Source organism: Bacillus sp. IS1, assembly GCF_032461585.1.
Taxonomy (GTDB): Bacteria; Bacillota; Bacilli; order Bacillales; family Bacillaceae; genus Bacillus; species Bacillus velezensis.
On sequence record NZ_JAWCWR010000002.1, the window covers coordinates 548,539 to 570,928 of the forward strand.

24 protein-coding genes are annotated in these 22,390 nt (G+C 44.7%); 22 read left to right on the forward strand and 2 right to left on the reverse strand.

Annotated features, from left to right (window positions below; genetic code table 11):
• Positions 1-2 precede the first annotated feature (2 nt).
• The 6 genes from tuaD (at position 3) to RUW00_RS10870 (ending at position 6,782) form a co-directional block, all read left to right on the forward strand.
• Positions 3-1,343 (forward strand): UDP-glucose 6-dehydrogenase TuaD, encoded by a 1,341-nt coding sequence (tuaD, locus tag RUW00_RS10845; RefSeq protein ID WP_215797177.1) that lies wholly within the window; start codon positions 3-5, stop codon positions 1,341-1,343.
• A gap of 67 nt (positions 1,344-1,410) precedes the next feature.
• Entirely contained in the window at positions 1,411-2,898 is a 1,488-nt protein-coding gene (gene tuaE, locus RUW00_RS10850; RefSeq protein WP_280144671.1) for a teichuronic acid biosynthesis protein TuaE, read from the forward strand.
• Positions 2,895-3,575, forward strand: a complete 681-nt coding sequence (gene tuaF, locus RUW00_RS10855; protein ID WP_017418812.1) for a teichuronic acid biosynthesis protein TuaF — start codon at positions 2,895-2,897, stop codon at positions 3,573-3,575. The genes tuaE and tuaF overlap by 4 nt, the downstream gene beginning before the upstream one ends.
• A gap of 23 nt (positions 3,576-3,598) precedes the next feature.
• On the forward strand, positions 3,599-4,357 hold the full coding sequence (tuaG, locus tag RUW00_RS10860) for a teichuronic acid biosynthesis protein TuaG (RefSeq protein WP_280144670.1): 759 nt from the start codon (positions 3,599-3,601) through the stop codon (positions 4,355-4,357).
• Between the two features lie 19 nt (positions 4,358-4,376).
• The gene (gene tuaH, locus RUW00_RS10865; RefSeq protein WP_280144669.1) at positions 4,377-5,573 is read left to right on the forward strand and encodes a teichuronic acid biosynthesis protein TuaH; all 1,197 of its coding nucleotides are present in this window, start codon (positions 4,377-4,379) and stop codon (positions 5,571-5,573) included.
• A 132-nt stretch (positions 5,574-5,705) separates the two neighbouring features.
• Positions 5,706-6,782: a glycosyltransferase family 4 protein gene (locus RUW00_RS10870; protein WP_003151382.1), complete on the forward strand. Its 1,077-nt coding sequence runs from the start codon at positions 5,706-5,708 to the stop codon at positions 6,780-6,782.
• A 98-nt stretch (positions 6,783-6,880) separates the two neighbouring features.
• Here the strand turns inward: RUW00_RS10870 and RUW00_RS10875 are convergent, their stop codons facing one another.
• Both RUW00_RS10875 and RUW00_RS10880 read right to left on the reverse strand, forming a co-directional pair.
• Positions 6,881-8,074, reverse strand: coding sequence for an LCP family protein (locus RUW00_RS10875; protein ID WP_095270830.1), 1,194 nt, complete (start codon positions 8,072-8,074; stop codon positions 6,881-6,883).
• 4 nt (positions 8,075-8,078) lie between these two features.
• Complete coding sequence (locus RUW00_RS10880) at positions 8,079-8,726, reverse strand: YigZ family protein (RefSeq protein WP_007614107.1); 648 nt, start codon at positions 8,724-8,726, stop codon at positions 8,079-8,081.
• Between the two features lie 222 nt (positions 8,727-8,948).
• Here RUW00_RS10880 and degS point away from each other — a divergent pair, with 222 nt between their 5' ends.
• The 16 genes from degS to RUW00_RS10960 all read left to right on the forward strand — a co-directional run bounded on the left by degS (position 8,949) and on the right by RUW00_RS10960 (position 22,390).
• Positions 8,949-10,112, forward strand: coding sequence for a two-component sensor histidine kinase DegS (gene degS, locus RUW00_RS10885; RefSeq protein ID WP_315956616.1), 1,164 nt, complete (start codon positions 8,949-8,951; stop codon positions 10,110-10,112).
• A gap of 76 nt (positions 10,113-10,188) precedes the next feature.
• Positions 10,189-10,878 carry a two-component system response regulator DegU gene (gene degU / locus RUW00_RS10890; RefSeq protein WP_003219701.1) on the forward strand — a complete coding sequence of 230 codons (690 nt, stop codon included), beginning with the start codon at positions 10,189-10,191 and terminating at the stop codon, positions 10,876-10,878.
• A gap of 97 nt (positions 10,879-10,975) precedes the next feature.
• Positions 10,976-11,824: a DegV family protein gene (locus RUW00_RS10895; RefSeq protein WP_003151387.1), complete on the forward strand. Its 849-nt coding sequence runs from the start codon at positions 10,976-10,978 to the stop codon at positions 11,822-11,824.
• 107 nt (positions 11,825-11,931) lie between these two features.
• Positions 11,932-13,317 (forward strand): ATP-dependent helicase ComFA, encoded by a 1,386-nt coding sequence (locus tag RUW00_RS10900; protein ID WP_095060187.1) that lies wholly within the window; start codon positions 11,932-11,934, stop codon positions 13,315-13,317.
• A 57-nt stretch (positions 13,318-13,374) separates the two neighbouring features.
• Complete coding sequence (comFB, locus tag RUW00_RS10905) at positions 13,375-13,668, forward strand: late competence protein ComFB (protein ID WP_280144668.1); 294 nt, start codon at positions 13,375-13,377, stop codon at positions 13,666-13,668.
• Positions 13,665-14,354 carry a phosphoribosyltransferase family protein gene (locus tag RUW00_RS10910; protein WP_280145415.1) on the forward strand — a complete coding sequence of 230 codons (690 nt, stop codon included), beginning with the start codon at positions 13,665-13,667 and terminating at the stop codon, positions 14,352-14,354. The genes comFB and RUW00_RS10910 overlap by 4 nt, the downstream gene beginning before the upstream one ends.
• A 73-nt stretch (positions 14,355-14,427) precedes the next feature.
• Positions 14,428-14,847: a TIGR03826 family flagellar region protein gene (locus tag RUW00_RS10915; protein WP_014419009.1), complete on the forward strand. Its 420-nt coding sequence runs from the start codon at positions 14,428-14,430 to the stop codon at positions 14,845-14,847.
• A gap of 69 nt (positions 14,848-14,916) precedes the next feature.
• Positions 14,917-15,183: a flagellar biosynthesis anti-sigma factor FlgM gene (gene flgM, locus RUW00_RS10920; RefSeq protein WP_003151393.1), complete on the forward strand. Its 267-nt coding sequence runs from the start codon at positions 14,917-14,919 to the stop codon at positions 15,181-15,183.
• A gap of 14 nt (positions 15,184-15,197) precedes the next feature.
• On the forward strand, positions 15,198-15,680 hold the full coding sequence (locus RUW00_RS10925; protein WP_022553865.1) for a flagellar protein FlgN: 483 nt from the start codon (positions 15,198-15,200) through the stop codon (positions 15,678-15,680).
• Positions 15,681-15,695: 15 nt separating this feature from the next.
• Positions 15,696-17,213: a flagellar hook-associated protein FlgK gene (gene flgK / locus RUW00_RS10930; protein WP_014419008.1), complete on the forward strand. Its 1,518-nt coding sequence runs from the start codon at positions 15,696-15,698 to the stop codon at positions 17,211-17,213.
• 11 nt (positions 17,214-17,224) lie between these two features.
• The gene (gene flgL / locus RUW00_RS10935; RefSeq protein WP_007407477.1) at positions 17,225-18,142 is read left to right on the forward strand and encodes a flagellar hook-associated protein FlgL; all 918 of its coding nucleotides are present in this window, start codon (positions 17,225-17,227) and stop codon (positions 18,140-18,142) included.
• 90 nt (positions 18,143-18,232) lie between these two features.
• A complete protein-coding gene (locus RUW00_RS10940) occupies positions 18,233-18,802 on the forward strand; it encodes a DUF6470 family protein (protein WP_017418818.1) in 570 nt (189 codons plus the stop codon).
• Positions 18,803-18,831: 29 nt separating this feature from the next.
• Entirely contained in the window at positions 18,832-19,263 is a 432-nt protein-coding gene (fliW, locus tag RUW00_RS10945) for a flagellar assembly protein FliW (RefSeq protein WP_007407475.1), read from the forward strand.
• A complete protein-coding gene (csrA, locus tag RUW00_RS10950; protein WP_003151402.1) occupies positions 19,257-19,481 on the forward strand; it encodes a carbon storage regulator CsrA in 225 nt (74 codons plus the stop codon). Before fliW ends, csrA begins: the two co-directional genes overlap by 7 nt.
• A 143-nt stretch (positions 19,482-19,624) precedes the next feature.
• Positions 19,625-20,620, forward strand: coding sequence for a flagellin N-terminal helical domain-containing protein (locus RUW00_RS10955; RefSeq protein ID WP_022553864.1), 996 nt, complete (start codon positions 19,625-19,627; stop codon positions 20,618-20,620).
• A gap of 249 nt (positions 20,621-20,869) precedes the next feature.
• On the forward strand, positions 20,870-22,390 hold the full coding sequence (locus tag RUW00_RS10960; RefSeq protein ID WP_022553863.1) for a flagellar hook-associated protein 2: 1,521 nt from the start codon (positions 20,870-20,872) through the stop codon (positions 22,388-22,390).

A 22,390-nucleotide genomic window follows, 5' to 3' on the forward strand; every position in this document is an offset into this window, starting at 1 on the left:
CTGTGAAAAAAATCGCTGTATTAGGAACAGGGTATGTAGGTCTTGTATCTGGAACTTGTTTTGCGGAAATCGGCCATCATGTGACTTGCTGTGACATCAATGAAGCGAAAATCAGAAGCTTGCAAAATGGAGTCATCCCGATATATGAACCGGGGCTTGAGGAATTAGCCGAAAAAAATGTCAGTGCCGGGCGGTTATCCTTTACGGCCGATATTGAGCCGGCTGTGAAAGCCGCTGATATTATCTATATCGCCGTCGGTACGCCGATGTCAAAGACGGGTGAAGCCGATCTGACCTACATTAAGGCAGCGGCGCAAACAATCGGAGAACAGCTGAACGGATACAAAATCATTGTCACCAAAAGCACTGTTCCGGTCGGGACGGGAAAGCTCGTTTACCAAATCGTCAGCGAAGCGTCAAAGGGAAAATATCCGTTTGATGTCGCGTCAAATCCTGAATTCCTCCGCGAAGGTTCGGCGGTGCGGGATACGATGCAGATGGAGCGGGCGGTCATCGGCGCCACAAGCGAACATGCCGCTTCGGTCATTGAAGAGCTTCATAAGCCGTTCCGTACGAAGGTCGTAAAGACCAATCTTGAAAGCGCGGAAATGATTAAGTATGCCGCAAATGCTTTTTTAGCCGCCAAAATATCTTTTATTAATGATATCGCCAATATTTGCGAACGTGTCGGGGCGGACATTTCCCACGTGTCAGAAGGCGTCGGTCTTGACAGCCGGATCGGGAATAAATTTCTGCAGGCGGGCATCGGATTCGGCGGATCCTGCTTTCCGAAGGATACAACGGCTTTATTGCATATCGCAAACGCCGCCGGCTATCCGTTTCAAATGATGGAAGCCGTCATTGAAACCAATCAGAAGCAGCGGGTCCGTATTACGGAAAAATTGAACCGCGCCATCGGTCCCTTAAAAGGGAAAACCGTGGCCGTACTGGGGCTGGCCTTTAAACCGCACACAAATGACGTCCGCTCCGCCCCGGCTCTTGATATCATCACAAGTCTTAAAGAGCAGGGCGCTCACGTGAAAGCGTATGATCCGATCGCGATTCCCGAAGCGTCAGCGATATTAGGAGACGGCGGCATTGAGTATCACACAGAGCTGTACAGTGCTATCAAAAACGCGGACGCATGCCTGATTACAACAGATTGGCCGGAAGTCAAGGAGATGGATCTTCAGAGAGTGAAGCAGCTGCTCAAACAGCCGGTCATCATTGATGGCAGAAATATGTTTCCGCTGGAGTATATGAGGGTTTCAGGATTCACTTATCATTCCGTCGGACGTCCGGCGGTTCATGCCGATCGGCAAATAAAAGAACTGGCAAGATAGAAAAAGATTTGTCTTCAGGCTCTCGGCAGCCCGGCTCGGCTGCCGGTTTTGGAAAGGGGTTTGCCATGTGAGTATCAATCGTTCAGCGGCACATGTTCTTGTGCTGCTTGCCGCTCTCATTACAGGAGGATTCATCATGCTGGAGGCGGTCAGGGCGGATGCCGGCTTCGGAAAAATCACCGTGCTGCTGCTTGCCGCCATGATCGGCATTGCCGGACTTGCTTTGCTATCCGCCTTTACAACAAACGGTCAGATGTTTATGGGGCTCATTTATGTACTGATCGCGTGTACATTTTTAAACCAGGCCTTCTTTGCGGTCCATCTCGGATTTTTCAGCTTATTTATATACCGGCTGTTATTAATCGGAGCGGGCGCCCTTCACATCGCCGGCATCCTGACAAACCGTCATCATATTGACAGATGGAATCGGGTGAATGTAAAAGGGATTCTGATGTTTTTCGCCTTATGGTTTACATACGGTCTCCTATCGTTATTGTGGGCAAAATCCGTGACGTACGGGATTAAATATTTAGCTTTAATGGGAATGGGCATGTTTTTGATTTATCTTATCGTCATGTTCATTCAGCGCTTTGATCAGCTGATGGTTTTTTACGGCATATGGCTTGTGATGACCATTTTTGTGATGGCGATCGGCTTTTACAATCATTTTACACACCACCATCTGCCGAGCTCCACGCTTTATAACGGCCCGCAGTACAAACAGCATTATCCGACGTCCGTTTTCTTTAATCAAAATGATTTCGCGACGTTTTTGTGCATCAGTTTCTTTCTGTATGCGGCGGCGGTGAAAAATATGAAAAACGGCTATGTGAAGGCCGTCAGCCTGCTCTTTGCGATCAGCGCTTTGTATTTAATCATTTTGACCGGTTCGCGCGCGAGTCTGCTGGGCATATGCGCGGGGGCGGCTGTATACGTCTTCATCCTGCTGCCTTCCCTGTTGAAAAAACTCGCGCTGTACGCCGCGGGGGCGGGTGCGGCGCTGTTTGCGGTTTTATTTGCGGGCCGTATCACCAATGCCGTCTTGAATCTGTTTTCAGCTCCGCAGGCGATGCCGGGACAGCAACCGCTTCCTTCCAACCTCGCGAGGGCGAACCTTTTAAAGAATGCCTTTCACTATGTGATTGATTCTTGGGGGTTCGGAGTGGGTGCCGGAAACGTCTCGTATTATTTAAAAGCGGAGCCCGTTTATGATACGGGCGGCGTAGTTGAGGTGCACAACTGGCTCGTCGAGATTATGGCGAACTTCGGCGTGCTTACGATGCTCGGTTATCTGACAGTCTATTTGTTCCTTTTTTGGACACTTTATAAATGTCATGAAAGAAAATCGGAAAATCAGTCAAGACTGATCACAGAAGGACTTATTACGGCGATGGCCGGTTTTTTGGTAAGCAGCATCAGCCCAAGCTCCGTATCAAATTTATTTTTCCACTGGGTATTTCTCTCGCTCGTGATCGCGGCGGTCAATATATTGAGGCGTTTACAAAAGGAGCCTGCCGTCACGGCGTACTATGAAAAACAGGGAGATGCGAGATGAAGGATATGTTGACAAGAATAACCCGGCGTATCAAAAAGAATATCATTTGGATCATTGCGCTGCCCGTTGTGTTAGGGGCGGCAGGATATGTATTGCCGTCAAAAATCAGCGGAAACAGCAGTTTTACATCAGAAGCCGCGATCGCCGCGGGAAATTATGATCATCCGCTTTATAACAATACGAAAGAAATCCCGCTCCTTTTGACGAGCGATGCCTTTTTAAAGCAGGCTTTGCCTGATAAAACAGACGAAGAAAGAGCGGCCGTGAAAAGTAAACTGACTGTCGAAACACAATCAGATTCATTGATCACGGTCAGCTACAGCGGCCAAAACAAACAGGAGACCGAATCGGTGTTTCAAGCCGTCATAAAAACTTTTCTGAAGAATGACCAGGACCTGTTTGAAAAACGGGCAAAAGTAGTGCGGCAGAGTATTGCTGCGCTTGAAGGAGAAACCGTCAGCGCGGACGCCAAAGTGGATAAGGAACGATTTTTATACGAATTGAAAAATACGCAGCTGAACCTGAAAGCGGCCGGCGTCATCAATTCAGAGCCGATGAATGAAACGGCGGGACAAGGCATGCCGCCGAAAAAGAAAGCGGTTCTGGGCGTTTTAATCGGCATTGCAGTTGCATTTATGTTCATTGTCATTCCTGAGTTTTTTAGAGAGTCCTTGTAAAAATCTGCGATGGAGATGTGACCATGACAAACTGGAAACCTTTCGTATCTGTCATTACACCGTCTTATAACGCAAGTGAATATATCGAAGACACGATTCAGTCCGTTTTACATCAAAGCCACCCGCATTGGGAAATGATTATTGCGGATGATTGTTCAACGGACGGAACGAGAGATATTTTACAGCACTATGAACAAAAGGATGAGCGGATCCGCGTCGTTTATTTAGAGAAAAACGGGGGAGCCGCGGCTGCCAGAAATACAGCCCTTAAACATGCCAAGGGCCGTTATGTCGCATTTCTGGACAGCGATGACAGATGGAAAAAGGAAAAGCTTCAAAAACAGCTTGCGTTTATGGCAGAGCGGTCCTGCGCTTTTTCATTTACGGGCTACAGCGTCATGGAGCAGGATGGAACGCCGACGGACAAAACGATTCAAGCCCCTGAAAGCCTGTCATATGATGAAGCTTTAAAAAACACGATTATCGGCTGTTTAACGGTCATGATTGACAGAGAGCAGACGGGGCAGATTCAAATGCCTGATATCAGAACGCGGCAGGATTTAGCGACATGGCTTTCCTTGCTGAAAAGGGGATTTACGGCTTACGGCCTGAATGAGTGCCTTTCAGAATACAGGCTTGTGCAGAATTCGATTTCAAGCAACAAGTGGAAAGCCGCAAAAAAAACGTGGTTTGTTTATAGAGAAATTGAGCGCCTGCATTTTATCAAGGCTTCGTGGTGTTTTATGCAATATGCGAAAAACGCGGTCATGAAAAGACTGTAGGCGTCAGAGGAGCTGGGTGATGAAGGTGGAACCGATTATTCACGTAATCGTCGGAGCGGCGGAATGGGGGCATGACCGGCTGAGATACAGACGGCACCGGCTGGCTGAATTTCTCGCCCGGCAAAAAGAAACGAAAAGCGTCATTTGGGTATGCCCGTCTCCGCGAGCCAATGATGGTCAGATGGCCGGGATCGCCGAGGGAATCCGGCAGTTCACTGTAAAGGATCTCATGCAGCAAAAAGCTTTCCGCTTCGGCAGGTATACAGACATGTGCTACAGGCATAAGCTTTCACCATTGGTGAACGTGCTGAAGGAAGAAGGAGAAGGGGCCCGCTGCTGCTTATGGTACACCTTCCCCGGTTTTCCGCTGCTGGCAGATCTGTTTCCTTGGGATGAAGTGATTTACGATTGCAGTGATCTGTGGGCCGCTCCGATCAGCGGCCGGTCCGGGGTGCTGTCAAATGTTAGAAGGAACATCATTAAACAGGCGGAAATGAGAATCATTCAGCGTGCCGATTCCATAACATGTACATCTGACTGTCTGCACCGGGAGGTCGGAAAAAAGCTGGAGAATCCGCACCAAAAAGTGTTCACCATTGAAAACGGAGTGGAATATGACCTGTTTTCACGGGAAAATAAACAGCCGGATGAAGACATTTTACGGGGACGGAACGGAACGGTTCTCGGTTTTATCGGCGGAATCAAACCGAAGCTCGATTTTGCGCTTATGGCGGAAACGGCAGATGTGAGGCCTGACTGGACGATTTTATTGGTAGGCCCGAACACGGCTCAGGACGATCCGGATTTCGAGTCGCTTTTGGAGCGTCCGAATGTCATCTGGACGGGACCTGCCGCCCCGAATGAAGTGCCGTCCTATATGCAGCTTGTCGACATCGGCATCATGCCGTATAAACATTCACCTTATAATGATGCGGTATTTCCGCTTAAGCTTTTTGAATTTTTAGCCGCCGGGAAACCGGTTGTCGGCTGCAACCTTTCTTCTACGTCAAAAATCAAAAGGCCTTTCGTCTATGAATACGTTGAAGGGAGTGACCCCGCAGATTTCATCGCGGCCTGCGACGCGCTTCTGGCAGCGGACCGCAGCGGATCATATGAGGCTTTGCGCCGTGAATTGGCCCGGAGACGGGATTGGAATGTTTTATTCGGCCGAATGCTCGAATGCACGGGTATATTGAAAAATGCGCAATCCCATTAAAAGGGAAAGCGCATTTTTTGATTTGCGTGTTTCTTTTTGATGATGCTTGTTATAATAACTAGTAAGAATTATAATGGAAGGAACGGTTCAATATCAGAAAAGACTTCATATAATTCCAAAGGAGACTTCTTTATGCTTGACGAACGCATGTTTCGCATAGTTGTTGCGTTTTTTGTCTCTCTGCTAACGGTTTTAATCCTAACTCCTATCGTAAAAAAAATTGCGATCAAAATAGGTGCAGTTGACCAGCCCAGCAACCGAAAAGTACATGATAAAATAATGCCCCGTATGGGCGGCTTGGCCATCTTTATCGGCGTAGCGGCGGGTGTGCTCGCGGCCGGCATATATAATGAAACGAAAATGACCGCCATCACGGTGGGTGCGTTTATTATTGTTATTTTAGGAATCCTTGATGATAAATACCAATTAAGCGCAAAGGTAAAGTTTTTCGTCCAGCTGGCCGTGGCCATTATGATTGTGAGCACGGGACTGAAAATGGACTTTTTCTCCGTACCGTTTTTAACGGAACGTTTAGAATTGGGATGGGTCGCTTACCCGCTGACTGTGTTATGGATCGTCGGTATTACGAACGCGATGAACCTGATTGACGGTTTGGACGGACTCGCTGCCGGCCTGTCGGTCATCGGACTCTCCACTATCGCCGTTATGGCGTTGTCCGGAGGGAAAATCCTTATTCTGTCACTTTCACTTGTCGTGATAGGAAGCACACTCGGATTTTTATTTTATAATTTTCACCCGGCAAAGATATTTATGGGAGATACCGGATCGCTCTTTCTCGGATACGTCATCTCAGTACTCTCATTATTAGGTCTTTATAAAAGTGTTACTTTATTCAGTATCATCATTCCGATCATCATTTTGGGCGTGCCGATTTTTGATACGACATTCGCCGTCATCAGGCGGATTTTAAACAAACAGCCGATCTCAGCGCCTGATAAGTCACATATACACCACCGGCTGATGGCCTTCGGGCTGTCACACCGCACGGCTGTCATTATCATTTATTTAATCGGTTTTATTTTCAGCGTCAGTGCCATCCTGCTGAAAAGCGCGACCATTTGGCTTTCGCTGTTTATTATTTTTGTATTGATTGTATTTATGCAAATCATAGCAGAGGTCACAGGGTTAGTAAATGAACAATTTAAACCATTTACCAAGTTTTACAAGAGATTGGTAAAGAAAAATTAAAAAGAGCAGATCATGCGAATGGTCTGCTTTTTTGTGGATTCTGCTATTCTCTTATTATATAAAAAAACCCGATCCTTCTCAAAGGATCGGGTTTACTCTTAATAGCCTGTTGTGCCGCCGGACTGTGTGCTGTCCGTACCGTTTGCACCAGCAGTGCCGTTGGTTGAATCGGTTGTGCCGCTTGTTCCTGTGCTGTCGGAAGTCGAATCAGTCGTCCCGCCTGTTCCTGTGCTGTCAGAAGTCGAATCAGTCGTGCTGTCTGTTCCCGTGCTGCTTCCGGATGGGTAATCGAGATGTTTCTGCAATTCCTGCCGTACTTTTTCGAGATTGGTCGGATCGGGCTGGAAATAATATGTTCCGCCTGTAGACGCGGTTCCGCCGCCGCCTAAATATAAATCTGATCCTGTTATAGTCAGTGTATCAATCTTTTTGCTGGTAAAGCCGCTGTAAATCTGCTGAAGGGCGAGTCCTTCAGTGATTCGGATATTCGTTTGTACATTATTGCTTGCTGTTTCAGCGATTTTATCGATTTTAGCAATATTTCCAGCCTTAGACATTTGGTCGATCAGTGCATTTAGGATTTGCTTTTGGCGGTCATTACGGCCGAAGTCTCCGCGTTTATCCTGCTTTCTCATGCGTGCGTAAGCCAGAGCCTGCTCACCGTTCAAATGCATGTTTCCTTTCTTGAAGTAGATCCGTTTCTTTTTACTGACGTCACTCATCTCGTCGAAGTCAAAAGGTACTTTTACATTGACTCCGCCGACTTCATCAATAACATCCTTAAAGCCGTTAAAATCGACAGTGACATACTTATCAATCGGTATGCCTAATAAGTCCTCGACGGTTGAGACGGTTTCATCCGCCCCGCCTTTAGCAAAAGCCGCATTGATTTTTGATTTTTTACCGGTTGTATCGCCGGCAAGCGTCACCCGCGTATCACGCGGAATACTCAGCATTTTCATTGTTTTATTTCTCGGATCAAGGGTAACGACAATAAGAGAGTCTGATCGTCCGCCTTTTCCGCTTGTGGCATAATTTTCGATCCCCATAAACAAAATGGAGAACGGTTTTTTCTTCATATCGATGACTTTATCCCGAAGTTTTGATTTGTCTCCGCGGGAAAGGGCATCATATGCATTATCTGCCGCATTGATCGTTTTGTATACTTTGTATCCGCCAAACCCGGCAGCGACTAACAAAACGAGGGTAAGCAGCAGCAAAATCCGTTTGAATATGATCTTTCGTTTGCTTTTCTTTTTCTTTCGAACACGCACTCTTACACGTTCAGCCATTACATTAGTCTCCTTTAGGGCTGACGTCTGTTTCTAAATACGTCAGTTCTCCCTCTGTATTCTTACTCTTGCCGTTCGTCAGCTCTGTCATCCATTTAATAAACTCGTCTTTGTCTTTTTCTTCAACGTACGTTTCAAATTCGACATGATCCGCATAATGGATATCTTTCAGTAAAAAAACTGATTCTCTCAGTTCGTTCTCTATCTTGCCGAGCCACGTATAATCCGCTGATGTATGCATAATCCGCATCAGCTTCCGCTCCGTAACTCCTATATGATTTAAGCCTTCAGACACTGACTTCCCATATGCACGAATCAATCCGCCTGCACCGAGCTTTATTCCGCCGAAATACCGGGTAACCACCGCGCAGGTATCTTTCAGACCGCGTTTTTTCAGCACTTCCAGCATGGGGACGCCGGCTGTGCCGCTTGGTTCTCCGTCATCATTCGCCTTTTGTATATGGTCGGTTTCGCCGATCAGATAAGCTGAGCAGTTATGAGTCGCATTCCAGTGCTGTTTTTTTATCTTTTGTATAAATTCCTGCGCTTCCTCTTCAGAAGCAGCACGGCTCAGGTGACAGATAAAACGCGATTTTTCAATCACAATCTCATGTTCACCCGTTTCTTTAACTGTTAAATAGCTGTGCAGCATGATTGCTGGACCCTCCTGACAAGCATTAAAAGACTTGTTTCTACAAATTCGAACAGACTTTAGAATTTTTGCGCATATTTTGGTATCATGAAAGAGTAAGATACTATATAAAAATGTTTTTTTCTAGAATATACGCATTCTTTCATTATAATTCGACATAAATTGCAGTTCAATTACATTTATAATAAAAATACATAACAACACCGTTACGGAGGGAGACAGATGAATAAATCGAAGATGGACTCCAAAGTTTTGGATTCTATACTTATGAAAATGCTGAAAACCGTGGACGGGAGTAAGGACGAGGTTTTTCAAATCGGAGAGCAGTCGCGCCAGCAATATGAGCAGCTGGTTGAAGAACTCAAACAGATCAAACAGCAGGTCTACGAAGTCATTGAGCTGGGCGACAAACTTGAAGTTCATACGCGGCACGCACGAAACCGCTTGTCTGAAGTAAGCAGAAATTTCCATAAGTTCAGCGAAGAAGAAATTCGCAACGCCTATGAAAAGGCGCACAAACTTCAAGTGGAACTGACGATGATCCAACAGCGTGAAAAGCAGCTGCTGGAGCGCAGAGATGATTTAGAACGCCGGCTTTTAGGGCTTCAGGAAATCATTGAACGGTCAGAATCGTTGGTCAGCCAAATAACCGTCGTTCTGAATTACCTGAATCAAGACCTTCGCCAAGTAGGGCTTCTTCTTGCCGATGCGCAGGCTAAACAAGATTTCGGTTTAAGAATCATTGAAGCCCAAGAGGAAGAAAGAAAAAGAGTTTCCAGAGAAATTCATGACGGTCCCGCGCAAATGCTGGCAAATGTCATGATGAGATCGGAATTAATTGAACGGATCTTCCGCGACCGCGGCACGGAGGACGGATTTCAGGAAATCAGAAATCTGCGGCAGAATGTGCGGAATGCCCTTTACGAAGTCAGAAGGATTATATATGATTTAAGACCGATGGCATTGGACGATCTCGGGCTGATTCCGACACTGAGAAAATATCTTTATACAACTGAAGAATACAACGGAAAGGTGAAAATACATTTTCAGTGCATCGGAGACACGGAGAACCAAAGGCTTGCCCCGCAATTTGAAGTGGCGCTTTTCCGTCTCGCTCAGGAAGCCGTCACAAATGCACTCAAGCATTCAGAATCAGAGGAAATTACAGTAAAAGTGGAAGTAACCGCTGATTTTGTCGTTCTCATCATTAAGGACAATGGAAAAGGCTTTGATATTAAGGATGCTAAACAAAAGAAAAACAAGTCATTCGGCTTGCTGGGAATGAAAGAAAGAGTAGATCTGCTTGAAGGAACGATAACGATAGACTCTAAAATAGGTCTTGGGACATTTATCATGATTAAGGTTCCGTTATCTCTCGGCCTATAATTTGTTAAATAGAGCCAAAAGACATATTGACCGAACAGCGGCGTATATAGAACAATAGGATAAGGAGGCGTAGCGTGTGACTAAAGTAAATATTGTTATTATCGACGACCATCAACTATTCCGTGAGGGTGTAAAAAGAATATTGGATTTTGAACCTACCTTTGAAGTGGTAGCAGAAGGTGACGATGGAGATGAGGCGGCTCGAATCGTCGAGCATTATCATCCCGATGTTGTCATAATGGACATCAATATGCCGAATGTAAATGGAGTAGAGGCTACTAAACAGCTTGTTGAGCTGTACCCTGAATCTAAGGTGATTATCCTCTCCATCCATGATGATGAAAACTATGTGACTCATGCTTTAAAAACAGGTGCAAGAGGCTATCTCCTGAAAGAGATGGACGCAGATACTTTAATCGAAGCAGTGAAAGTGGTAGCCGAGGGAGGTTCTTACCTTCACCCGAAAGTAACCCACAATCTTGTCAACGAATTCCGCCGTCTTGCGACAAGCGGAGTTTCTGCTCATCCTCAGCATGAGGTTTACCCGGAAATCCGGAGACCATTACATATATTAACGAGACGGGAATGTGAAGTGCTGCAAATGCTTGCAGACGGAAAAAGCAACCGCGGAATCGGTGAATCATTGTTTATCAGTGAGAAAACAGTGAAAAATCACGTGAGTAATATTTTGCAGAAAATGAACGTTAATGACCGGACACAAGCCGTTGTCGTAGCCATTAAAAACGGCTGGGTAGAGATGCGTTAGTCATGTGTGAGAAGACTTGCCTGTTATGGCAAGTCTTTTTTTACAGCTGCATATCTATTAAAATACTTATTAAGTACTTAATAAGGCAGGTAAAGTGATGAAGATTGCAGTTGTAACAGACAGTACAGCATATATTCCGAAAGAGATGAGAGAAGAACATCATATTCATATGATCCCTCTCCAAGTGGTTTTCGGTGAAAAAACATTCCGCGAAGAAACAGAACTCGACTGGAGAAGTTTTTATAAAGAAGTAAAAAATCATGATGAGCTGCCGACTACGTCCCAGCCTTCTTTCGGTGAATTAATCGCATTGTACGAAGAACTGGGCAAAACATATGACGCAGTCATAAGCATACATTTGTCCAGCGGAATCAGCGGAACTTATAACAGCGCCGCCTCGGCAAACACTATGGTTGATCATATTAAAGTTTATCCCTTTGATTCAGAGATCAGCTGTTTGGCACAAGGTTTTTATGCATTAAAGGCAGCACAGCTCATTAAAGACGGTGTTGACTCACCGGAAGAGATTATAAAAGAGCTGGAAGAAATGAAAAAAACAGTCCGTGCGTATTTTATGGTGGACGATTTATCACACCTCCAGCGGGGCGGGCGTCTAAGCAGTGCTCAGGCTTTTATCGGCGGTCTGTTAAAGGTAAAGCCTATTCTTCATTTTGACAATAAGGTAATTGTTCCTTTTGAGAAGATTCGGACACGCAAAAAAGCGATTTCGAGAATTTTTGAGCTGTTTGGGGAGGATGCAAGTAAAGGAATCCCAATGCGGGCAGCTGTCATCCATGCAAACAGGGAAGAAGAAGCGGCGGATATTATACAGGAGTTAAGCGGTAAATATCCTCATGTCGAATTCTATAACAGCTATTTCGGTGCCGTGATCGGAACCCATTTGGGCGAAGGCGCCATCGGAATCGGCTGGTGCTTTAAAAACTAAGTGAAAATCTCCGTTTTCAAGGGCGGAGATTTTTTTATTATTAAGTTTTCGTGATTCGACAAAAAAATTCCCGGCAGGCATACTTTGAGCAGAAAGGAGGCAGGGAGATGTCCGAAGGTGCTTCAGAATTTTCAGAGGTGCGGGATTTCTTTTACGGCCGGCATTTATTGAGATCTGAGATACCGTTTTCAGATCATCGCATCAAGCGTTTTACAGAAAAAGAATATATAACGGCCGAGCCGTCAATCATCCGCCGGAAAAACCGTTACGTCTGCCAACGATGCGGTCAGTCTGATCAAGCCAGCTTTGCGGCATTTTGGGCGCCCTCTGCCAAAAGGCAGATTACCTATTGCCGTGCCTGTGTCATGATGGGAAGGGCTGATGAACTGACATCATTATATTCTTGGAATCAAACCCCTGAAAACAGCTGGGAGCCTGTAAAGCTTTCTTGGGAAGGAACACTGACAGACGGACAGAAGCGGGCGGCCGCCGCGCTTACAGATGCGATAAAAGAGAGACAAGAGCTGTTAGTATGGGCGGTTTGCGGATCAGGGAAAACAGAGATGCTGTTTCCGGGTATCGAGTTTGCGCTGAATCACGGTTTGCGCGTCTGTGTCGCGACTCCGCGTACAGATGTCGTACTTGAACTGCTGCCGAGACTGAAAAAAGCATTTGAGAAAGTCGAAGTTTCTGCTTTGTATGGCGGCAGCGAAGAAAAAGGCTGCTTGACTCCGCTGATGATTTCAACCGCTCACCAGCTGATGCGCTACCGAGACATTTTTGATGTCATGATAATAGATGAAGTAGATGCGTTTCCTTTTTCAGCCGATGAGACATTAAGATTCGCTGTTGATAAAGCGAGGAAGAAAAACAGCGCCCTTGTTTATGTAACGGCGACTCCTTCAGACACATTAAAAAAGAAGGCTGAAGCCGGTTTGCTGAAAAGCGTCCGCATACCGGCCAGATATCATCGGAAACCCCTCCCGGAGCCGCGTTTTTTGTGGTGCGGCAATTGGAAGAAGAAGCTTCAGAAAGGAAAACTGCCGCGCTCTGTAACGGATTGGGTCCGCCAAAAACTTCAATTACAGCTGCCGGTTTTCTTATTCGTCCCGTCTGTACACGTATTGAAAAAGACAACGGATTATTTTCGGAAATTAAACATACGGGCAGAAGGCGTACATGCGGAAGACACATTCAGAAAGGATAAAGTGAAACGGTTCAGAGACGGCCGGCTTGACCTGCTGGTAACGACTACGATTTTAGAAAGAGGGGTTACCGTGCCCAAAGTTCAGACATGTGTCCTCGGCGCAGAAGCACCTATCTTTACTGAGAGCGCGCTCGTACAGATCGCGGGCAGAACGGGAAGGCATTATAAACATTTCAGCGGTGATGTCGTCATGTTTCATTTCGGAATTACAAACGGAATGAAAAAAGCAAAAAAACATATAGAACATATGAACAAATTGGCACAAAAAAGTAAATTGTTGGACTAGTTAATTTCAGAAAACGTGATACAGTATACTCATACTTTCCTATGAGGAGCTGTCAGCATGCTTGTCAATTCTAAAGAAATCATATTAAAGGAACTTCTCGACCGCCATATGCCTAAGCTTCATATGAAATGCACATGCCGGGTATGCAAAAATGATGTACTGGCACTTTCACTAAACCGGGCTGAACCGGCATATGTTACAGATAAAAAGAAAGTTGCTTATGCAAAAGCAGAGATAGTTGATAAACAGAAAAATACGGCGCTGCTTGTCATTCTGGCTGAATCAGCGGCGATTGTTTCGGTTAATCCAAGCGAGTTCTGTGAAACTCGGGAAGGAGCGTACTATCTCTGAATTGTTTATTGTGTGACTCACCAATTTCAAGTTCATTGACTTGGAGATCTCTGCTTTCTCTGGCGCCCGAGCAAGAGGTATGCAGCATATGCAGCAGCCAATTCGAAAAAATTGAAGGCCCCGTATGCAGTATATGCGGGAGGCCTCAGGAGTCAAATGAAAAATGCGCTGATTGTGCGGCCCGGGAATCAAAAACGGAAAAGCGCTTTTTGCTGCGGCAAAACCGTTCGGTATATTTGTATAATGATGCGATGAAGGACTCATTGGCCCGGTTTAAATTCAGGGGTGATGCGAAAATCATTCAAGCATTTGAACGTGACTTTGCTGCCGGCTTTAAAGCGGCATATCCATCAAATACACATACTCTCATCCCTATTCCGCTGAGCGGCGAACGGCTGGCGGAACGCGGATTCAATCAATCCGAGCTGGTGGCCTCTCTGCTCGGAATGCCCGTCATTTCCCCCCTCATCCGACTGAACAATGAAAAACAATCCAAAAAGAGCAAAACAGAAAGGCTGTCCGCAGAAAAAAAGTTTTCAGCAGCCGAAAACTCCGCCGAAGGTATGAACGTCATCTTAATAGACGATATTTATACGACGGGCGCCACACTTCACCAAGCCGCCGAAGTCCTGCTGACAGCGGGTAAAGCGTCATCGGTCTCCTCTTTTACTTTAATCAGGAGCTAAATCATTCTTTTTTTCTGCCGATATAATTGATAGAAATATAAGGCAGATTAAAGAAGGAATAGGAGTTAATACGATGGGTGAATTGGCGAATTGTCCAAAATGCAATGCTTTATTTTTTAAAACGAACCTGCAGACCGTGTGCCAGGCATGTATTAAAGAAGAAGAAAAAGCATTTGAAACCGTCTATAAATTTTTGAGAAAGCAGATCAACAGACAGTCGACGATGCAGCAGATCACTGAGGAAACAGGTGTGGATGAAGAGCTGATCCTCAAGTTTATCAAACAAAAAAGGATTCAGATCAGCCAGCTTCCAAATTTGGCATATCCTTGCGAAAGGTGCGGAAATCCAATCAGGACGGGGAAATTTTGCAAGTCCTGTCAGACAGATATTGAGTCGCAATTAGACCATATGAACCAAAAAACAGCCGCTGAATTCGATGAAAAAAACAGTACAAAAGACACATACTATGCCTATAATACCAAAAACACCTGATTCCCTAAACTAACTGATAACGCAGTCGATAAAAGAATTAGACTGCGAACAGAAAGCGAGAGGAATCCTATGAAAATCAATCAGTACGGAACACAATCCGTTAATCCATACCAAAAAAATTACGAAAAGCAAGCCGTACAAAAAGAGGCTGCAAAGCCGAAGGACAAAGTGGAAATTTCTTCTCATGCAAAAGAGCTTCAAAATGCGTCAGATGCGGTCACTAAAACACGTCAGGAAAAAATCGCTCAGCTTAAAGCGGATATAGAGAGCGGAACATATAAAATAGATTCAAACAGCATCGCTGAAAATATAGTGAATTTCTATAAAAAGCAATAAAAAGGAGAAAGCCAATGTCAGCAAAGCCAATTATTGATCAACTGAGGCGACTTTGCGCACTGCATGAACATCTGCTCACGCTGTCTGAGGAGAAAACGGAAGCGCTGAAAGCAGGTAAAACAAAAGAGCTCTCCAACATATTGACCAAAGAGCAAAAGTATATTCAGGCAATCGGACAGACTGAGGAAGAACGAATCAGGTTAACTTCTCAGTTTCTCAGCCGCGGTGAGGACAATACAATTGCTGCATGCATCTCCAGAACTTCAGGCAGTGAAAAACAGGAGCTTGAAGGGTTATTTCACTCTTTGTCTGCGCTTCTTGACCGTCTGAAAGAAGTGAATGAGATGAACAAACAGCTCACGATTCAGGCTTTACAATTCATCTCCGGGGCATTCGATATGATCATGCCGGGTGAAAAAGAGAATATGAATTATAAAGAGCCGCAAGCGGCGCGCAAGCCTGTCAGCCGTTTGACATTATTCGATTCAAAAGCTTAGAACGGAGGATTTTCAATGCCATCGACTTTTATGGGGCTCGAAACAGCAAGGCGTGCATTGAGTGCGCAGCAGACTGCATTAAGCACAGTTTCAAATAACGTTGCAAATGCAAATACAGAAGGATATACGAGGCAGCGCGTCACATTACAATCGACGAGCCCTTATCCCGCAGTATCAAAAAACAGTGATCTGACGGCCGGCCAAATCGGAACAGGAGTAAAAGCCGGTTCAGTTGAGCGCGTCAGAGACAGTTTTTTAGACTATCAGTACAGAACTGAAAATACAAAATTAGGGTACTATACTGCCCGTTCCAATTCATTGTCGCAAATGGAAGGCGTCATGAAAGAGCTTGACGATAACGGATTAAACGGATCGCTCAGTTCGTTTTGGAATGCCCTTCAGGATCTGGCGACGAATCCGGAAAATACGGGAGCGCGCTCAGTTTTGCAGGAGCAGGGGAAATCTCTTGCCGAAAGTTTTAACTATATATCTACCTCTTTGACTAACATTCAGGGTGATATTAAAAAGAACCTGGATAACACAGCGGATCAGGTCAATTCCATTCTCAATCAGCTGAATGACCTTAACAATCAAATAGCGGCAGTTGAGCCGAGCGGTATGCTCCCTAATGATTTGTATGACCAAAGAGACAGATTAATTGATCAATTATCTTCTATGGCAAATATAAAAGTTTCATATAATAAGTCGGGCGGACATGCCTTGGCGACTGCTGAGGGCACGGTTAACGTCGAATTGCTGAACGGGAACAACAATTCTCTCGGTACACTGCTCGACGGTAACACAAAAACAGTTTCAGAAATGAAAATCAACTACGACAAGGACAGCGGCCTCGTGTCGAGTGTGTCAGTCGGCAGCAGTACGGTCAATGCGGATGCATTTACCGGTAAAGGCTCACTTTTAGGTCTTATTGAATCATACGGCTATATGTCAAATGGAGAAGAAAAAGGTCTTTATCCTGAAATGCTGACGGCTCTTGACAATATGGCACTATCCTTTGCTGACGCGTTTAATGCAGTTCATGAAAAAGGGAAGACCTATACAGGCGAACAGGGTGCAGCATTTTTTGATTTCAGCGGTGATGAAGCGGTGCCGGCAAAAGGTGCGGCAGCGAAAATAAAAGTCAGTGACAAAATTCTTGCGTCTACTGATAATATCGCAGCGTCGTTAAACGGAGAAAAAAGTGACGGCACCAACGCGACAAATCTTGCAGCCGTACAGAACAGCAAGCTGACTATTAACGGTGAAACCACTACAATTAATGACTTTTATGAATCCCTTATCGGAAAGCTGGGCGTTAATTCACAAAAAGCGGCCAATCTTATGAACAACTCTGAAAGCAACACCCTTTCAGCCGATGAACGGAGACAATCAGTCAGTGCAGTTTCTTTAGATGAAGAAATGACAAATATGATTCAGTTTCAGCACGCTTATAATGCGGCTGCGCGGATCATAACGATGCAGGATGAAATATTCGATAAAATTATTAACGGTATGGGCACCGGAGGAAGATAGGAGATAAGTAAATGAGAGTAACTCAAGGGATGATCGCAAAAAATTCTCTTCGATTTATCGGCTCAAGTTATGACAAGCTCGATCGGCTTCAGCAGCAAGTATCTACGGGGAAAAAAATCACGAAAGCTTCTGATGATCCGGTCGTTGCAATGAAGGGAATGCAGTACCGTACTCAGCTTGCGCAGGTAAACCAGTATCAGCGGAATGTTTCGCAAGGTTTTACATGGCTGGAAAACTCGGAATCAAGCGTAAACTCGGAAACGGATATTATGGGGAAAATCCGGGACTTGATGGTTCAGGCGAAAAGTGATTCGAACGGTGAAACAGAATTGAAAGCAATCGGTACAGAAATCGGCCAGCTGAAAAAGCAGCTCGTTTCTGTCGCGAATACTCAGGTAAACGGACGTTATCTGTTTAACGGAACAAATTCTGACGTCCCGCCGATCACTGAAAATGCCGACGGCACATATACGTACAACTATGAGAATTATACCGGTGCTTCGGATGTTAACATCAACATCTCAAACGGAGCAGTGCTTAAAGTGAATTCTGATCCAAACTCAGCTTTCGGAGGCGTCGCACAAAATGGAGATAATGTATTTGAATTTCTCAACTCCTTAGAAGCTTCTTTAAGCAAAGGCACGCTGTCCGAAGCGGATTCAGATCAAATTCTGTCAGATATTGACGGTTTTACTGATAAAATGAATGCTGAAAAATCCAATATCGGCGCACGCACAAACCGATTGGAACTCATTCAGACAAGATTGGAATCACAAGCGGCAACCGCTGAAAAAGTATTGTCCGATAATGAAGATGTAGAAATGGAAGATGTAATTGTTGATTATTTATCTCAACAGACGGTTCATAGAGCAGCGCTGTCAGTGAATGCGAATATCATTCAGCCGTCACTGATTGACTTTCTGAAATAATATAACTGACCGTCTTCAATATATAAAAAAGCGACTCACACCAGGGAGATCGCTTTTTTTACTAAAATACTATAAACAGGGGGGATCTCTGTGCAGATACCGAGATTGATTATTGACAGTGTGCCTGCTAAAATCGGTATAACCTTTCAAAAGGAAGAAATCGAGATGGAACAGCCGCCCGCTGACTTGGAAATCGAGCAGCCGCCGGCAGAGCTGAACATTGAAAGCACGCCGGCCAAACTGACGATTGACCAGACGAGGGCGTGGGAGAACTTGAATCTCAAATCATTTGAAAAGCTAAACGCTGAAGCCGCCCAAAAAGGTGCGGAAGCCTGCAGCGAGTTTATTGCCAAAACAGTCAGGGAAGGGAAGGAAATGGCGGCTATCGAAAAGAAAACAGGCAATGTGATGGCCCGGCAGGCAGCAGATGTCAGTCCGCCCGATCCATTCGGCGAATTCAGCGACTTTCTGCCTGCGCAGTTTCTCGTCGACATTGACTGCATTCCTTCAAAGCTTACGATTGATATTGAAGCCCGCAAACCTTCAATTGAAGCAGCCGTCAATAAACCTGTATGGAATTATACGCCGGGGAAAGTTCAGATTGATATGATGCAAGACCCTAAGGTGACGATTTCGGTTGACGATGGCAACGCAGAATAAAAGATGAAAGTGGTAAAGGATTGTGAAGCATGATAATTAAAACAAAATATCACGGAGAAATCAGAATAGACGAAGGGCAGATTATCTCATTTGAAAACGGCCTGCCGGGATTTAATGACGAGACTCAATTTGTTGTTCTTCCTTTGTCGGAAGATTCACCGTTTTTGGCGCTGCAGTCTGTCAAACAGGAGCACATCGCCTTTATTGTCGCCAGTCCGTTTATTTTCTTTAAAGGGTACGAATTTGACATTGACCATGCGACGCTTGAGCTTTTGCATATTGAAGATATAGAGGACGTCGAAGTGATGGCGATTTTAACGCTGGAAGAGCCTTTTGAAAACACGACCGCCAATTTAAAAGCGCCGATTATCGTCAATAAAAAGGAAATGAAGGCGAAACAAATCATTTTACATGATGCTTCCTATGAAACAAAACATCTGATAGGAGGAGGATCATGCTAGTTCTCTCAAGAAAAGTGAATGAGTCCATTCAGATCGGGCCGGATATTGAAATAAAGGTGATCGCAATCGAAGGAGAGCAAGTGAAGCTGGGAATTGAAGCGCCTCAGCACGTAGATATTCATCGGAAAGAAATCTACTTGTCGATCCTGGAAGAGAACAACAGAGCCGTATCTTTTAATACTGATTTATTACTTAACCTATCCTCACAAAAAAAGTGAGGATTTTTTTATTTTCAATATAAACAATAGAAGCGGCCATCCGATATATATAGTGTAGCCAATGAGAGGAAAAATTTTCTTCAGAATGACGCTGCGCAAATGCACAAGGACGTGCGAAAAACAATTCAGGGAGGAAATACAAAATGAGAATCAACCACAATATCGCGGCTCTTAACACTAGCCGTCAGCTGAATGCAGGTTCAAACTCTGCTGCAAAAAACATGGAAAAATTATCTTCAGGTCTTCGCATCAACCGCGCTGGTGATGACGCTGCGGGTCTTGCGATCTCTGAAAAAATGCGTTCTCAAATTCGCGGTTTAGACATGGCGTCTAAAAACGCTCAAGACGGAATCTCTCTTATCCAAACATCTGAGGGTGCATTGAACGAAACTCACAGCATTCTTCAGCGTATGAGCGAGCTTGCTACACAAGCGGCAAACGATACAAACACAGATTCTGACCGTTCTGAGCTTCAAAAAGAGATGGACCAATTATCATCTGAAGTAACAAGAATCTCTACTGACACTGAGTTCAACACGAAGAAACTTCTTGACGGAACTGCAAAAGATCTTACGTTCCAAATCGGAGCTAACGAAGGTCAAACCATGACTTTGTCTATCAATAAAATGGACTCTGAAAGCCTGAAAGTTGGTACGACTTATACAGCTCAAGCTGATGGAACACTTAAATCAGGTGATGGAAATAGCACTGCTACTTGGGCAGATGAAGAAGTAACAGACGGTAAAGTTACAAAAGAAGCTGGTTATTATGATGATAAAGGTGCTCTAGTAGGAAGTGAAAAACTAGAAGAAGGCGAAAAGTTATCTAAAGGTATCGACATCTCTTCTTCAGCTAAAGCTGCGTCTTCAGCTCTTACAACAATCAAAACAGCTATCGACACAGTATCTAGCGAGCGCGCTAAACTTGGTGCGGTTCAAAACCGTTTAGAGCACACAATCAACAACCTTGGTACTTCTTCTGAGAACCTGACTTCTGCTGAATCACGTATCCGTGACGTAGACATGGCTTCTGAGATGATGGAGTACACGAAAAACAACATCCTTACTCAGGCTTCTCAAGCTATGCTTGCGCAAGCTAACCAACAGCCTCAGCAAGTTCTTCAATTGCTGAAAGGTTAATGACGGAAAGATCCTGGTTCTCCAGGGTCTTTTTTTATTTCTTCAGCTATCTCCCCCTTCAGCAAGCCAAAGAACCCTATTGACAAAATGAAACATTATATTTTGCAGTTAAATTATTGAAAACCTTTTAATATGACCGATATAAGAATAAGATCATACATTTATGGAGCTGTGATATGATAAACAGTCGGAAACTCACTGTTGTCATAGAGCCGTCTACGACTAAACGCCGAAAAGGAGAGGGTACATATGGTCACAAGAATCACAGGCCTTAATTCCGGTCTTGATGTAGATTCTCTGGTGAAAAAACTAATGGATGCCGAAAAGCAGCCGCTTAATAAATTAAATCAGCAAAAACAGACGCTTGAATGGAAGCGCGATGCTTATCGGGAAATGAATACCCAGATTGCCGACATGTATTCTACTACATTTAATAATATGCTGATGTCCACAAACTGGAATAAAAAAACAGTAACAAGTTCGGATTCCAGTGTCAGCGCGGCGGCCGTCAGTGCTGAGCAAAATATTTCAACGAGTATGTCTGTACAGCAGCTGGCCACGCCGACGACATATAAATCATCGGGCGCCATCAATTTCACTTCAGGTCAGAGCCAAACATTGAAATTCAATGTCACAAATCCGGGTGAAACGAAGCCGACTGAGGTAAACGTCACGATCGCCGCAACCGATACGATTGACGATGTCATTTCTAAACTGAACAGCTCAGGCCTTGGGGTGACGGCTTTAAAAGAGAAAATCTCTAATGGCACGGATTATGTGGATACGATCGCGTTCACTTCCAATAAAACGGGGGAAGGATTTACCCTTGCCGCAGGTGATGACGCAACCAAAAGCTTTCTGAAAGATCAGCTCGGTTTTGCCGTTGATGATGCGACAAATGAACTGACGGCCAATGCCGAAGGGAAAAATGCGAAGTTTACGTTCAACGGGCTTGAAATGACAAAAACGTCCAATAACTTTACGATCAACGGCATCAAATACACGCTGAACAGCGTGACGGACAGCAATAAAACGGTTACGATTAACAGCACGACTGATACGGACGGCATTTTTGACAACATTAAAGATTTCGTTGATAAATACAATACGTTAATTAAAAGCGCAAACGCGAAGGTGACAGAATCAAAATACCGCGATTATAAGCCGCTAACCGATGAACAAAGAGAAGCGATGACCGATAAGCAGATTGAGCAGTGGGAGGCAAAAGCCAAAAGCGGTTTATTACGGAGCGACAGCACGCTGCAGAACGGTTTGGCGGAGATGCGGCTTGATCTGTACTCAACGGTTACGATTGACGGGAAAAAATATCAGCTTGCCGATTTCGGAATTGAGACGTCTGATAGTTATACGGATCAAGGAAAACTTGTTATTAAAGACGAAGCGAAACTGAAACAGAAAATTACCGAGAACCCTTCTCTCGTGGCTAAACTGTTTAATGCAGACAGCCCTGATACAGCGAAAACCAAAAACCCGGAGGAACAGGGGATTGCCCGGAGATTAAAAGACACATTAAACAAAATGCAGACCCAAATTTCAAAACAGGCGGGTACGGAAAGCTCGGTATCAACCAGCTTTGCCATCGGAAAAAGCCTGAATGAAATAGAAACAAATATTTCCAATATGAAAACGAAGCTGGATGACATCGAAACGAGATATTATAAAAAGTTCAGCGCACTGGATACGGCATTGGAGAAATTGAACAGCCAATCTTCATATCTCACGTCAATGTTAGGATCTTCAACATCATAA